The organism is Mycolicibacterium boenickei (assembly GCF_010731295.1).
GTDB lineage: Bacteria > Actinomycetota > Actinomycetes > Mycobacteriales > Mycobacteriaceae > Mycobacterium > Mycobacterium boenickei.
This window is the reverse complement of record NZ_AP022579.1, coordinates 984,337-998,183: the sequence shown is the minus strand read 5'-3', so window position 1 is coordinate 998,183 and position 13,847 is coordinate 984,337. Positions and strand designations below refer to the sequence as shown.

Here is a 13,847-nt window from a genome sequence, read left to right as displayed (position 1 = left end):
CTGACCTACACCGCCGACTCTCGGCCGGTTGAGACAAAGGTGACCTGAATATGGATGAAACACAAAGCAATTCGAATCTTCCAGAGGGCACCCAGCCCGCCGGGACACCAGCGTCGCGCCCCGACCTGACCGTCGCGGAGATGCGTGAGTGGCTGCGCAAGGCGGTCGCCAACGCCACGGGGCAGTCGGCCGACGCGATCGACGAGACCACCCCGCTGATCGAGCTGGGCCTGTCCTCGCGTGACGCGGTGGCCATGGCCAGCGACATCGAGGACCTGACCGGTGTCACGCTGACGGCCACGGTGCTGTTCCGGCACCCCACGATCGAGGCACTGGCGACGGTGATCGTCGAGGGCGAGCCCGAGCCCGAGAGCACCGACGACGAGGACTGGACGCGGGATCGCGACGTGGAAGACATCGCGATCGTCGGTGTGGCGACCCGATTCCCGGGCGACCTCAACACCCCCGACGAGATGTGGGACGCCCTGCTCGCAGGCAAGGACTGCATCACCGACCTGCCCGAGGGCCGGTGGGAGGAGTTCCTCTCCGAGCCCCGGATCGCCGAGCGTGTCGCCAAGGCGCGCACCCGCGGCGGCTATCTGTCGGACATCAAGGGTTTCGACTCCGAGTTCTTCGCGCTGTCGAAGATGGAGGCCGACAACATCGACCCGCAGCAGCGCATGGCGCTGGAGCTGACCTGGGAGGCCCTGGAGCACGCCCGGATCCCGGCGTCGAGCCTGCGCGGCACGAGTGTCGGTGTGTTCGTCGGCAATTCGACCAACGACTATCAGTTCCTGGCGGTCTCCGATCCGTCGGTGACCCACCCGTACGCCATCACCGGAACCGCGAGCTCGATCATCGCCAACCGGGTTTCGTACTTCTACGACTTCCGCGGCCCGTCGGTCGCCGTCGACACCGCGTGCTCGAGCTCGCTGGTGGCAGCCCACCAGGGCGTGCAGGCGCTGCGCTCCGGTGAGGCCGACGTGGCCATCGTCGGTGGTGTCAACGCGTTGATCACCCCCATGGTGACGGTCGGCTTCGACGAGGTCGGTGGCGTGCTGGCCCCGGACGGCCGCATCAAGTCGTTCTCCTCGGACGCCGACGGCTACGCCCGGTCCGAGGGCGGCGGCATGCTGGTGCTCAAGCGGGTGTCCGACGCCCGCCGCGACGGCGACCAGATCCTGGCCGTCATCGCCGGTAGCGCGATCAACCACGACGGCCGGTCCAACGGCCTGCTCGCCCCCAATCCCGATGCGCAGGAAGCGGTTCTGCGTAAGGCGTACAAGGACGCCGGGATCAACCCGCGGACCGTCGACTACATCGAGGCGCACGGCACCGGCACCATCCTGGGTGACCCGATCGAGGCCGACGCCCTGGGGCGCGTGGTCGGGCGCGGTCGCGACGCCGACAAGCCCGCCCTGCTGGGTGCGGTGAAATCCAATGTGGGTCACCTGGAGTCGGCGGCGGGTGCGGCGAGCCTGGCGAAGATGACGCTGTCGCTGGCCAACGACAAGCTGCCGCCGTCGATCAACTACGCCGGTCCCAACCCGTACATCGACTTCGACAAAGAGCACCTCAAGGTCAACGACACCGTCTCGGAGTGGCCGCGCTACAGCGGTCATGCGATCGCCGGTGTGTCGGGCTTCGGCTTCGGTGGCGCCAACGCGCACCTGGTGCTGCGCGAGGTGCTGCCCTCGGATCTGGTCGAGCCGGAGCCGGAACCCGAAGTGGTCGAGGACAAGTCGGCCGCCGATGACGCCAACGCCGTCTACGTCGGTGGCGTCCGGATGGACGAGTACGGCGAGTTCATCCACGACGACGATGAATCCGGGTCCGACGAGTACCCGGCGTACGATGAAGCCAACCACGAACTCCCCGGTCTGACCGACGAGGCCAAGCGCCTGATCGAGAAGGCCCGCGAGGAGCTGGCCGCCGCAGACGCCGCCGAGCCGGTCAAGAAGGTTGTCCCGCTTGCCGTCTCGGCCTTCCTGACCTCACGCAAGAAGGTCGCCGCCGCCGCGCTGGCGGACTGGATCGACAGCGACGAGGGCCGGGCGTCGTCGCTCGAGTCCATCGGCCGCTCGCTGTCGCGCCGCAACCACGGGCGCTCGCGTGCCATCGTGCTGGCCCACGACCACGACGAGGCGATCAAGGGCCTGCGGGCCGTCGCCGAGGGCAAGCAGCACCCGAGCGTGATCTCGGCCGACGGTCCGGTCACCAACGGCCCCGTGTGGGTGCTCGCCGGCTTCGGTGCGCAGCACCGCAAGATGGGCAAAGAGCTGTACCTGCGCGAGCCGGTCTTCGCAGAGTGGATCAACAAGGTCGACGCGCACATCCAGGACGAGCGCGGGTACTCGGTCGTCGAACTGATCCTCGACGACGCGATCGACTACACGAACGAAACCTGCGAGTACCCCATCGAAGTGGTCCAGACGGTGATCTTCGCCATCCAGATCGCGCTCGGTGAGTTCCTCAAAGCCCACGGTGCGAAACCCGGTGCGGTGGTGGGGCAGTCGCTCGGTGAGGCGGCCGCCGCCTACTTCTCCGGCGGCTTGTCGCTGGCCGATGCCACCCGGACCATCTGCTCGCGTGCCCACCTGATGGGTGAGGGTGAGGCAATGCTGTTCGGCGAGTACATCCGCCTGATGGCGCTGGTCGAGTACTCGGCCGACGAGATCAAGACGGTGTTCGCCGATTACCCGGGTCTTGAGGTGTGTGTCTACGCCGCGCCGACCCAGACCGTCATCGGCGGCCCGCCGGAGCAGATCGACGCGATCATCGCCAGGGCGGAGTCCGAGGGCAAGTTCGCCCGCAAGCTCCAGACCAAGGGCGCCAGCCACACTCAGCAGATGGACCCGCTGCTCGGTGAGCTGTCCGCGGAGATCCAGGGGATCGAACCCCATCCGCTGACCACCGGCTACTTCTCGACCGTGCACGAGGGCAAGTTCATCCGGGCCGGCGCCGAGCCGATCCACGACGTGGACTACTGGAAGAAGGGCCTGCGGCACAGCGTCTACTTCACCCACGGCATCCGTAACGCCGTGGACAACGGCCACACCACGTTCCTGGAGCTGGCACCGAACCCGGTGGCGCTCATGCAGGTTGGGCTGACGACGGCTTCGGCCGGCCTGCACGACGCGCAGCTGATCGCGACCCTGGCCCGCAAGCAGGACGAGGTCGAGTCCATGGTCACGGCGATGGCCCACCTGTTCGTCCACGGCCATGACCTGGATCTGCGGACCCTGTTCCCGCGTAAGTCCACCGGCCTGGCCGGCGCACTGGACTTCGCCAACATCCCGCCGACCAAGTTCAAGCGCAAGCAGCACTGGCTGGACGCGCACTTCACCGGCGACAGCTCCGCGGTGATGCCCGGCAACCACGTCGCGACACCCGACGGCAAGCACGTCTGGGAGTTCGTGTCGAAGGGCACCGCTGACCTGGCCGCCCTGGTGAAAGCCGCTGCCGCGCAGGTGCTTCCGGACGCCAAGCTGACCGCTTCGGAGCAGCGGGCGGTGCCCGCCGAGGGCTCCCGCCTGGTCACCACGCTGACCCGGCATCCGGGTGGCGCCTCGGTGCAGGTGCATGCGCGGATCGACGAGTCGTTCACCCTGGTCTACGACGCGATCGTGACCCGTGGCGGTGCGGCGACCACGCTGCCGACCGCCGTCGGTGCCGGTGTTGTGGCGGAGCAGGTTTCGGCCGCGCCGGCGCTGGCCGAGCCCGAGCCGGAAGACGACGCCGAGATTCTGACGGACAACCTCACCCAGGGCGCCAACCTCGGTGCGGGCTTTGCCAAGTGGTCGCCGGACTCCGGTGAGACCATCGCGCAGCGCCTCGGCACCATCGTCGGCGGCGCCATGGGCTACGAGCCCGAAGACCTGCCGTGGGAGGTGCCGCTGATCGAGCTGGGCCTGGATTCCCTGATGGCAGTGCGCATCAAGAACCGGGTCGAGTACGACTTCGACCTGCCGCCGATTCAGCTGACCGCGGTGCGTGACGCCAACCTGTACAACGTCGAAGAGCTCATCAAGTACGCGATCGAGCACCGTGACGAGGTCGATCAGATCGCCGAGTCCCAGAAGGGCAAGACGGCCGAGGAGATCGCGGCCGAGCAGTCCGAACTCCTGGGTGGTGCCTCCACGGTCGCCGAGCTCGAGGCCAAGCTGGCCGAGGCCGGACATCCGTTGGCGGAGAAGGCCGAAGAGGCAGGCGAAGCGGCTGAAACGGAAGCCGCTGCAGCAAGCGACATCCCGGCGCCTCCGTCGGATCCGAGCGGGCCATCGATCCCGGCTCCGCCATCGGATCCGTCCGGTCCCAGCAAGGCCACCGCGGCCGCGGCTGCGGCCAAGGTGCTGACCCAGGAGGCGGTCACCGAGGCGCTGGGCGCCGACGTGCCCCCGCGTGACGCCGCGGAGCGGGTCACCTTCGCCACCTGGGCGATCGTCACCGGCAAGTCGCCGGGCGGCATCTTCAACGAGCTGCCCTTCGTCGACGTCGAGACGGCGACCAAGCTGTCCGAGCGGCTCTCCGAGCGCGCCGAGGGCACCGTGACGGTCGAGCAGGTCCGGTCGGCCAAGACCATCGAAGAGCTGTCCACGATCGTGCGCGATCAGCTCGAAGAGGGCGTGGTGGACGGTTTCGTGCGTACGCTGCGGGCGCCGAAAGAGGGAACCTCGCACGTTCCTTTGTTCGTGTTCCACCCGGCCGGCGGATCCACCGTCGTCTACGAGCCGTTGATCAAGCGGCTGCCTGCCGACACTCCGATCTACGGCATCGAGCGCGTCGAGGGCTCCATCGAGGAGCGCGCCGCCGAGTACGTGCCGAAGCTGCTGGAGATGCACAAGGGTCCGTTCGTCCTGGCGGGCTGGTCGCTGGGCGGGGCGCTGGCCTATGCCTGCGCGATCGGCCTGAAGCAGGCCGGCGCCGATGTCCGGTTCGTGGGCCTGATCGACTGTGTTCGCCCCGGTGAGCCGATCGACCAGAGCCAGGCGGGGATGCGGGCCCGTTGGGACCGTTACGCGCGGTTCGCCGAGCGCACCTTCAACGTCGAGGTCCCGGAAATCCCTTACGAGGAGCTCGAGAAGCTCGACGACGAGGGCCAGGTGAAGTTCGTTCTCGACGTCGTCGCGCAGAGCGGTGTGCAGATCCCCGGCGGGATCATCGAGCATCAGCGCACGTCCTATCTGGACAACCGCGCGCTCGACACCATCGAGATCCAGCCGTACGACGGGCACGTCACCCTCTACATGGCCGACCGCTACCACGATGACGCCATCGTGTTCGAGCCCGCGTATGCCACCCGTCAGCCTGACGGCGGCTGGGGCGAAGCGGCCTCGGACCTGGAGGTCGTGCACATCGGGGGCGAGCACATTCAGGCCATCGATGAGCCGTACATTGCCAAAGTGGGTGCTCACATGAGCGAGGCGATCAACCGTATCGAAGCGGAGAGCGAGAGCAAGTGACGAACAAGACCACGGCTGAACTGCTGGCCGAGCTCCGCGAAAAGCTGGAACTGGCTGCCGATCCGGGCGATGAGAAGGCCAAGGCCCGCCGGGACAAGAAGGGCATCCCGTCCGCACGGGCCAGGATTCACGCGCTGCTGGATCCGGGCAGCTTCCTGGAGATCGGTGCGTTGGCGCGCACTCCCGGTGACCCCAACGCGCTCTTCGGCGACGGTGTCGTCACCGGCCATGGCACCATCAACGGCCGCCCGGTCGGTGTGTTCAGCCACGACCAGACGGTGTTCCAGGGCTCGGTCGGCGAGATGTTCGGCCGCAAGGTGGCCAAGCTGATGGAGTGGGTGGCCATGGTCGGCTGCCCGATCATCGGCATCAACGACTCGGCCGGCGCCCGTATTCAGGACGCGGTGACCTCGCTGGCCTGGTACGCCGAGCTGGGCCGTCGCCACGAAATGCTGCGCGGTCTGGTGCCGGAGATCTCGATCATCCTGGGCAAATGCGCAGGCGGAGCGGTGTATTCGCCGATCCAGACGGATCTGCTGGTGGCGGTGCGCGATCAGGGCTACATGTTCATCACCGGACCCGACGTGATCAAGGACGTCACCGGCGAGGACGTGACCTTCGATGAACTCGGCGGCGCCGACGTACAGGCCCAGCGCGGCAACATCCACAAGGTTGTCGAGGACGAGGCCGCAGCGTTCCAGTACGTCCGTGACTACCTTTCGTTCCTGCCGTCCAACCACTTCGACGACGCGCCGATCGTGAACCCGGGTCTGGAACCGGAGATCACCCCGCACGATCTGGAGCTGGATTCGATCGTCCCGGACGCCGACAACACGTCCTACGACATGCACGAGATCCTGCTGCGGATCTTCGACGACGGTGACATCTTCGAGATCGCGGAGAAGCGCGGCCCGGCCATGATCACCGCGTTCGCCCGGGTGGACGGCCGGCCGGTCGGTGTGATCGCCAATCAGCCCATGCACCTGTCCGGCGTGGTGGACACCGATGCATCCGACAAGGCCGCCAGCTTCATCCGGTTCTGCGACTCCTTCAACCTGCCTTTGGTTTTCGTCGTGGACACTCCCGGCGCCATGCCGGGCTTCGCCGAGGAGGAGAAGGGCATCATCAAGCGCGGCGGCCGGTTCTTCAACGCGATCGTCGAGGCCGATGTGCCGAAGGTGACCATCATCATCCGCAAGGCCTACGGCGGTGGGTATGCGGTGATGGGTTCCAAGCAGCTGTCCGCGGACCTGAACTTCGCCTGGCCGACCGCACGTATCGCAGTGATCGGCGCCGAGGGCGCAGCGCAGCTGTTGGTCAAGCGGTTCCCGGATCCGACCGCACCCGAGGTGCAGAAGATCCGTGCTGACTTCATCGAGGGCTACAACCTCAACCTGGCCACTCCGTGGATCGCCGCTGAGCGCGGCTACATCGACGGAGTGATCCAGCCGCACGAGACCCGGCTGCTCCTGCGCAAGTCCCTGCACCTGTTGCGGGACAAGCAGAACATGCCCAAGGTTCAGCGCAAGCACGGCCTGACCCCGATCTAACGACGCGGGTTCAGGAACCGGTCAGCACCGCGGTGCCGTACCGGTGGCACAGCAGCAGGGCCAGTTCGACGTCGAGTCTGTCGTCGTCGACGGGCCTGCCGCGGCGCTCCTCGGCGCGGCCGACCCGGTATTTGACCGAGTTGAAGTGCAGGTTGAGTTTCTCGCCCGCCGACTTGTAGCTGGCACCGTCGTGCAGATACACCCGCAGGGTTTCGCGCAGCCGGGCGTCGTTGGCGGTGTCCGAGGCCAGTGCGCCCAGCGTCTGGGATACGAATTCCCGTGCATCGTCCAGGTTTTCACCCAGTAGGGCGGCGGCGGCCAGTCCGGGGTCGTCGGCAGCGGTGACGCCGCCGGTGCCGGCGGCGAGTGCGACGCCACGGGCCTTCACGGCCCGGCGGTGCGATCTGCGGAAGCCGTCGACGCCGTACAGCGGGGTGCCAAGTGCGGCGGCGGGCGCGCCGGCGCGTGCGGTGAGATCGGTCCGGGCAACGTCGACCGCTGTCGCCGCCGCGGCCGCCGACAGCGGAATCCACCCCCACCCGGTGTTGCGGTCCGCCGCGACGAACAGCGGACTTCCTTGTGCCCCTAGGGCTTCCGCGAGGTCCCGGAGCACCGATTCCAGCCGGCCCAGCCCGTCTTCGTGTTCCGAGTCGGCGGGCCACCACAACACGACGGCCAGATGCGTGCGCTGCACGGGGTATCGCAGCGCCGCGGTGAGCGCCTCCGGATCGGCGGCCGGGGCAGAGGCCGGGGCGTCGAGCACCTCACGCACCCGCAGCGCCCGGGCACTGTTCCGGTTGGCCAGCCACCGGTCGCGCTCTTCCTCGTAGACCACCACCACCTGCTGGCTGATCCAGTCGATGTAGCGGAACGACACCGCGGTGATCCGCTCGAACACCGCCAGCCCTGTCCGTGCGTCCAGTTCGGCGGCGTTGACTTCGTCGGACGCGGCGTCGATCACCAGTGAGTGGCCCAACCGGTAGGCCCGCACCAGGGCGTCCATCGGAACCCCGCGCTGCGCCACCCGCCGGGCGTACTCAAGGGCCGCGGTGGGCGGTTCGATGTTGTCCAGCGATATGTCGTGGCGCAGCGCGTTGAAGATGGTCTCGACGTTGCCCGCGACGCTGGCGCCGAGCAGCTGGACGAGCTCCCTGTCGCCGCGCAGCTGGGTGATCTGGCTGGCCAGGGCCTGTTGCACGGAGTGACTCACCGCGCCTTGACGGGCTATCAACCGGTCCATCACCACGGTGGAAGCGGCCGCGACCGCAGAATCCATGCGCTGACCCTAGATCGCTTTTTTGTTTCCGGGCAACAAATCGCCAGGCTGACTTCATCGCCACGCGATGGTGTGGCGGCGGACACAAATTTCTACCTTCGTGACATGTTCCTCGCCTCCCTGCCAGACGTCCGGTCCGCGGCGGCGCCACACGCCCCCGCCGTGGCCGACGACGCTCTCGATCTGGACAACGCCGGTTTTCTCGACGCCGTGACCCGGGCCGCCGCCGCGCTGCGTGCGGCCGGTGTGGGGCCCGGCGATGTCGTCGCCCTGAAGTTGCCCAACCGCGTCGAGTTCGTCGTGGTGCTCTTCGCGGCCTGGCGCCTCGGTGCCGCCGTCACGCCGATCAGCCCGACGCTGGTGCCTGCCGAGGTGGCCTATCAGGTCGCCGACGCCGGCTCCAAGGTGCTTGTCGTCGACGTGGATCCCGGGAGCCAGGCCGAGGTGCCGGTGCTGACCCTCGACGCACTGGCGGCCGGATCACCGGAGCCGGTCGCGCCCGTCGAGACCGCCGACGATGCGCTGGCCCTGCTGATCTACACCAGCGGCACCACGGGGCGGCCCAAGGGCGTGATGCTGGACCACGCCAACGTCAATGCCATGTGCGACATGGTGATCCAGGGCTTCGAGCTCACCCAGACCGACCACAGCCTGCTGATCCTGCCGCTGTTCCACGTCAACGGCATCGTGGTCAGCACCCTGTCCCCGCTGATCGCGGGCGGCCGGGCCACCATCGCAGGCCGCTTCAACCCGGCCACGTTCTTCGACCGCATCGAAACCACCCGGGCCACCTACTTTTCCGCGGTACCCACCATCTACACCATGCTGGCCGGGCTGCCCGCCGAGGTGCGGCCCGACACGAGCTCGGTGCGGTTCGCGGTGTGCGGCGCCGCGCCGGCGAGCGTCGAGCTCCTCGATCGGTTCGAGCGCCGCTTTGGCATCGCCCTCATCGAGGGCTACGGCCTCTCCGAAGGGTCGTGCGCCAGCACCGGCAATCCGCTGCACGGCAAGCGCAAGCCGGGCACGGTCGGTATCCCGTTGCCGGGTCAGGAGATCCGGATCATCGGCGCGGACGGGGCGGTCCTGCCCGACGGACAGGTCGGCGAAGTCGTGATCAAGGGCCCCAACGTCATGCGCGGTTACCTCAACCGCCCGGAAGAGACGGCGAAGACGTTGGTCGACGGCTGGCTGCGCACCGGAGATGTCGGCCGGTTCGACGAAGACGGATACCTGGTACTGGTGGACCGGGCCAAGGACATGATCATCCGCGGCGGGGAGAACATCTACCCCAAGGAGATCGAGACCGTCGTCCACCACCTCGCCGAGGTGGCCGAGGCCGCCGTCGTCGGACGTGCCGACCCGGTGTACGGCGAGGTGCCCGTGCTGTTCGTGTCACTGAACCCGGACGCCGAGCTGAGCGTCGGCCGGATCCGCGAGCACCTGACCGGGTCGCTGTCGAAATACAAGCTGCCCGTGGAGATCACCGTTCTTCCCGAGTTGCCCAAGAATCCGGTCGGCAAGATCGACAAGCCGGCGCTCCGTAAAACCCTCACCGCCGCGGCTACGCGGTCCTAGCCTGGAATCACAAAGGAGCTCGTCATGGGATTCGTCAAACCCACCCTGCCCGAGGGGGACCTCGAAGAGTTTCTCCGCCTGCCGCTGCGGGAGCGCCTCCGGATCATGAGCCTCAAGTGGGTGGACCACGGGCTCGGCGCGCCCCGGATGATCCACGTGCTCTACATCGTCAAGCTGGTGTTCTTCTATGCGCTCGCCGGTGTCACCATCGCTACCGCGACATCTCATCTGCCCGCGTTCTGGCAGCCGGCCGACTGGTGGAATCAGCCCATCGTCTACCAGAAGCTGATCCTGTGGACCATCCTGCTGGAGCTCCTCGGGCTGGCCGGATCGTGGGGCCCGTTGGCCGGCAAGACCAAACCGATGACGGGCGGTTACCGATTCTGGGCCAAGCTCAACACGATTCGGCTGCGGCCATGGAAGGCGGTGCCGTTCACCGACGGTGACCGTCGCACCCGGTTCGACGTGATCGTGTACCTGGCGCTGACAGCCGCGGTGGTGGTGGCGCTGGTGGCGCCGGGTGTGCACAGCGATTCGCTGAGTGCGGTCCTGCCGGACAACACCTCGGGTCTGGTGAACCCGGTGTTGCTCGTCGTGCCGATGGTGCTGCTGGTCGTACTCGGGTTGCGGGACAAGACGATCTTCCTGGCGGCCCGCGGCGAGCAATACCTGCCTGCGTTGCTGTTCTTCGCCACGCTGCCGTTCGTCGACATGATCATCGCCGGCAAGCTGCTGATCGGCACCGTGTGGATTTGGGCGGGCATCTCGAAGTTCGGCGTGCATTTCACCAACGTCATCCCGCCGATGGTGAGCAACAGCCCGACGATCCCGGTCAAGTGGCTCAAGCGCGCCCATTACCGCAACTACCCGGAGGATCTGCGTCCGTCGCATCTGGCGACCTTCATGGCGCACGGGCCGGGCAGTTTCGTGGAGATCGTCGCCCCGCTGGCGCTGTTGCTGTCGCCGTGGCCGTGGCTCACGGTCGGTGCGGTCGCGATCATGGTGTGCTTCCACCTGTTCATCATTTCGACGTTCCCGCTGGCGGTTCCGGTCGAGTGGAATGTGCTGTTCGCCTACCTCACGGTCTTCCTGTTCCTCGGCTTCCCGAACTGGGATGGCTACGCGGCCTGGGACATGTCTTCGCCGTGGCTGACTGTGGTGCTGCTGATCGGGCTGTGCTTCTTCCCGGCGCTGGGCAACTTCCGGCCCGACCTGGTGTCGTTCCTGCCTGCGATGCGGCAGTACGCGGGCAACTGGGCCTCGGCGGTGTGGACCTTCACCCCGGGGGCCGAGCAGAAGCTGAACCGGGTCACGCGATCCGCACCCAACACCGTCGACCAGTACATCGACTTCGGCTGGGATCCGGTGGTGGCCGAGGTGTTCACCCAGCAGGTCACGGCGTGGCGCGCCATGCACAGCCAGGGACGCGGCCTCTATTCGGTGCTGTTGAAATCTCTTCCGGACATCGACACTCGCACCGTGCGTGAGGGGGAGATGTCGTGCAACACCATCATCGGTTTCAACTTCGGTGACGGGCACCTGCACAATGAAGATCTGATCGCCGCGATCCAGTCCGAGGCGCAGTTCGAACCGGGCGAGTTCGTGGTGGCATGGGTGGAATCGCAGCCGATCCACCGTCGGACCCAGGAGTACAAGGTGATTGACGCGGCACTCGGCGTGATCGAGCGGGGCACTTGGAATGTGGCCGACCTGGTCGACGAGCAGCCGTGGCTGCCCAACGGGCCGATCCCGCTGAACGTGACGTGGCGGCGGGCCGGAGTCGACGCATGAGTACCGCGGTGGTCGTAGGCAGCGGGCCCAACGGGCTCGCGGCGGCCATCACGCTGGCCACGGCCGGAGTGGACGTCACAGTGCTGGAGGCTGAGGACGAGATCGGCGGCGGCGTGCGGTCCAGCGAGGGCCCCGTAGCGGGCCTCGTCTACGACAACTGCGCGGCCATCCACCCGATGGCGGTCGGCTCGGCCTTCCTCGAAGGTCTCGGCCTGGAACGTCATGGTCTGCAGTGGAAATGGCCTGCGGTCGACTGTGCGCATCCGCTCGACGACGGTGATGCCGGCCTGCTGTACCGCAGCATCGACGAGACCGCCGTGGCGTTGGGCGCCGACGGCGGGCGGTGGCGACGCGCCTTCGGTGGGCCGTCGGCGAAGTTCGACACGCTGTCGCAGGACATCATGGGACCGCTGCTGCGGGTGCCGAAGCATCCGTTGGTGTTGGCGCGATTCGGTGCGCCCACGGTGCTGCCCGCGTCGGCGTTGTCCCGGCTGTTCCGCACCGAGCGCGCCCGGGCCCTGTTCGGCGGCGTTGCCGCACACACCTTCCGGCCCTTGCACTATCCGCTGACCTCTGCCATCGGCCTCGGCATCATCACGGCGGGGCACCGGCACGGGTGGGCGGTGGCGCAAGGCGGTTCGCAAGCCATCACCGATGCGTTGGCGGCCGTACTCGCGGAGCTGGGCGTCAAGGTGGAAACCGGTGTCCGCGTCACGTCCTCGGCGCAGCTTCCGCCGGCCGATGTGACGATGTTCGACCTCGCGCCGACAGCCGTCGTCGACATCATGAGTGATCGGTTGCCTCGCCGGGTGGCCCGCGGCCTTGGTGGATTCCGTTACGGTCCGGGCGCATTCAAGGTCGACTTCGCGGTCGAGGGTCCGGTGCCATGGGCCAATCCCGAGGTCGGCGGCGCCGGGACAGTGCATCTGGGCGGAGGCTTCGCCGAGATCGCGGAGACCGAGCGGGAGATTCACGCAGGCCGGATGCCGGAGCGACCGTTCGTACTCGTCGGTCAGCAGTTCGTCGCCGACCCAGGCCGTTCGGTCGGCAACATCAACCCGGTGTATTCGTATGCCCATGTCCCGCACGGCTACACCGGTGACGCCACGGAGGCGATCATCGGGCAGTTCGAGCGGTTCGCCCCCGGGTTCCGTGACCGGATCGTCGGAACGGCGGTGCGGTCGACGACCGAGATGTCGGTGTACAACGCAAACTACGTCGGTGGTGACATCTGTACGGGCGCCAAGGACATCCGCCAATTGGTGTTCGGCCCGCGGATTACCCTGCAGCCCTACCGGATTGGTGCAGGCAGCTACCTGTGCTCGGCGGCCACGCCGCCGGGTCCCGGCGCACACGGCATGTGCGGCGTGAACGCGGCCCAGGTCGCCCTCGCTACGCTGAGGCGGTGAGTTTGCGGCGGGGCCCTCGACCCACAGTCTTACTCACAAGCGTGTAATTCAACGGCGGGCCCGGTGAACAGCGGTGACGCGGCGTCTGCCGGAAACCATCCACAAGTTATCCACAGGCAAGCCGGATTGGCTGAAATCCCGCTTGTGCGTTCGTTTTCCGGTGGACCGGCAGGTTTCAGGACTGCAGGCCCGCGATGAAGATGTCGAGTAGCCCGCCCACGGTGGACTCGAAATCGGTCACCATGGCGTTGCGCCCGGCAGAATCCGGCGCCGTCCACGCCCACGTCGTCCCGGTGAAGGCGTGCACGGCGGCCGTCAGCGACGCGAGCTGCTTTTCGGACAGCGGAAGCGATTGCCGCAGCGCGGAACCGAGCCGCCGCTGAGCTTCCTGCGCCTGAGCCGAGAGCACGGCCAGGTCGTCTGGGCTGAGCCGGCTGATCAGGACCGGTGAGGCTGCGATGAGATCGCACAGCACCGGTCGGGCGGCCAGGGTGTGTGCCAATACCTTTGCCGGGGAACTGGTGGGGAGCGCGTCCGCCAATGCGTCGATCCACCTCAGGTGCTCGTCGTACATCACCCGCAGCAGCAGCGCCTCGCGTGAGCCGACGTAGCGCAGGATGCCCGACTTGGCCAGACCGGCAGCGGCAGCCACGTCGCCCAGCGTCAGCGCCGCGGCCCTCGTGTGCTCCAGGCAATCCCGCGCCGCCGCCGTCAGCTGGGTCAACCTGTCCCGGCGTTGCGCCTCGCTGCGGGCGCGGGTGAATGGCGGGGCGGATTCCGGCAT

7 protein-coding genes are annotated in these 13,847 nt (G+C 67.5%); 5 read left to right on the top strand and 2 right to left on the bottom strand.

Annotated features, from left to right (window positions below; genetic code table 11):
* The first annotated feature begins 50 nt into the window (after nucleotides 1-50).
* Together pks13 and G6N57_RS04525 are read left to right on the top strand one after the other, a co-directional pair.
* Nucleotides 51-5,462 (top strand): polyketide synthase Pks13, encoded by a 5,412-nt coding sequence (gene pks13, locus G6N57_RS04530; RefSeq protein WP_162563946.1) that lies wholly within the window; start codon nucleotides 51-53, stop codon nucleotides 5,460-5,462.
* Nucleotides 5,459-7,012: an acyl-CoA carboxylase subunit beta gene (locus G6N57_RS04525; RefSeq protein ID WP_077740676.1), complete on the top strand. Its 1,554-nt coding sequence runs from the start codon at nucleotides 5,459-5,461 to the stop codon at nucleotides 7,010-7,012. Before pks13 ends, G6N57_RS04525 begins: the two co-directional genes overlap by 4 nt.
* A 10-nt stretch (nucleotides 7,013-7,022) precedes the next feature.
* Here G6N57_RS04525 and G6N57_RS04520 read toward each other — a convergent pair whose 3' ends face one another.
* Nucleotides 7,023-8,288: a PucR family transcriptional regulator gene (locus G6N57_RS04520; RefSeq protein WP_077740675.1), complete on the bottom strand. Its 1,266-nt coding sequence runs from the start codon at nucleotides 8,286-8,288 to the stop codon at nucleotides 7,023-7,025.
* Between the two features lie 105 nt (nucleotides 8,289-8,393).
* Here G6N57_RS04520 and G6N57_RS04515 point away from each other — a divergent pair, with 105 nt between their 5' ends.
* From G6N57_RS04515 to G6N57_RS04505, 3 genes are read left to right on the top strand one after another with little or no spacing between them, the layout of a single operon-like run.
* Nucleotides 8,394-9,863, top strand: coding sequence for a class I adenylate-forming enzyme family protein (locus tag G6N57_RS04515; RefSeq protein ID WP_077741926.1), 1,470 nt, complete (start codon nucleotides 8,394-8,396; stop codon nucleotides 9,861-9,863).
* A 24-nt stretch (nucleotides 9,864-9,887) separates the two neighbouring features.
* Nucleotides 9,888-11,654, top strand: a complete 1,767-nt coding sequence (locus G6N57_RS04510) for a DUF3556 domain-containing protein (RefSeq protein WP_077740674.1) — start codon at nucleotides 9,888-9,890, stop codon at nucleotides 11,652-11,654.
* The gene (locus G6N57_RS04505; protein ID WP_077740673.1) at nucleotides 11,651-13,063 is read left to right on the top strand and encodes a phytoene desaturase family protein; all 1,413 of its coding nucleotides are present in this window, start codon (nucleotides 11,651-11,653) and stop codon (nucleotides 13,061-13,063) included. The genes G6N57_RS04510 and G6N57_RS04505 overlap by 4 nt, the downstream gene beginning before the upstream one ends.
* A 175-nt stretch (nucleotides 13,064-13,238) precedes the next feature.
* Here the strand turns inward: G6N57_RS04505 and G6N57_RS04500 are convergent, their stop codons facing one another.
* Nucleotides 13,239-13,847, bottom strand: coding sequence for a TetR/AcrR family transcriptional regulator (locus G6N57_RS04500; RefSeq protein WP_077741925.1), 609 nt, complete (start codon nucleotides 13,845-13,847; stop codon nucleotides 13,239-13,241).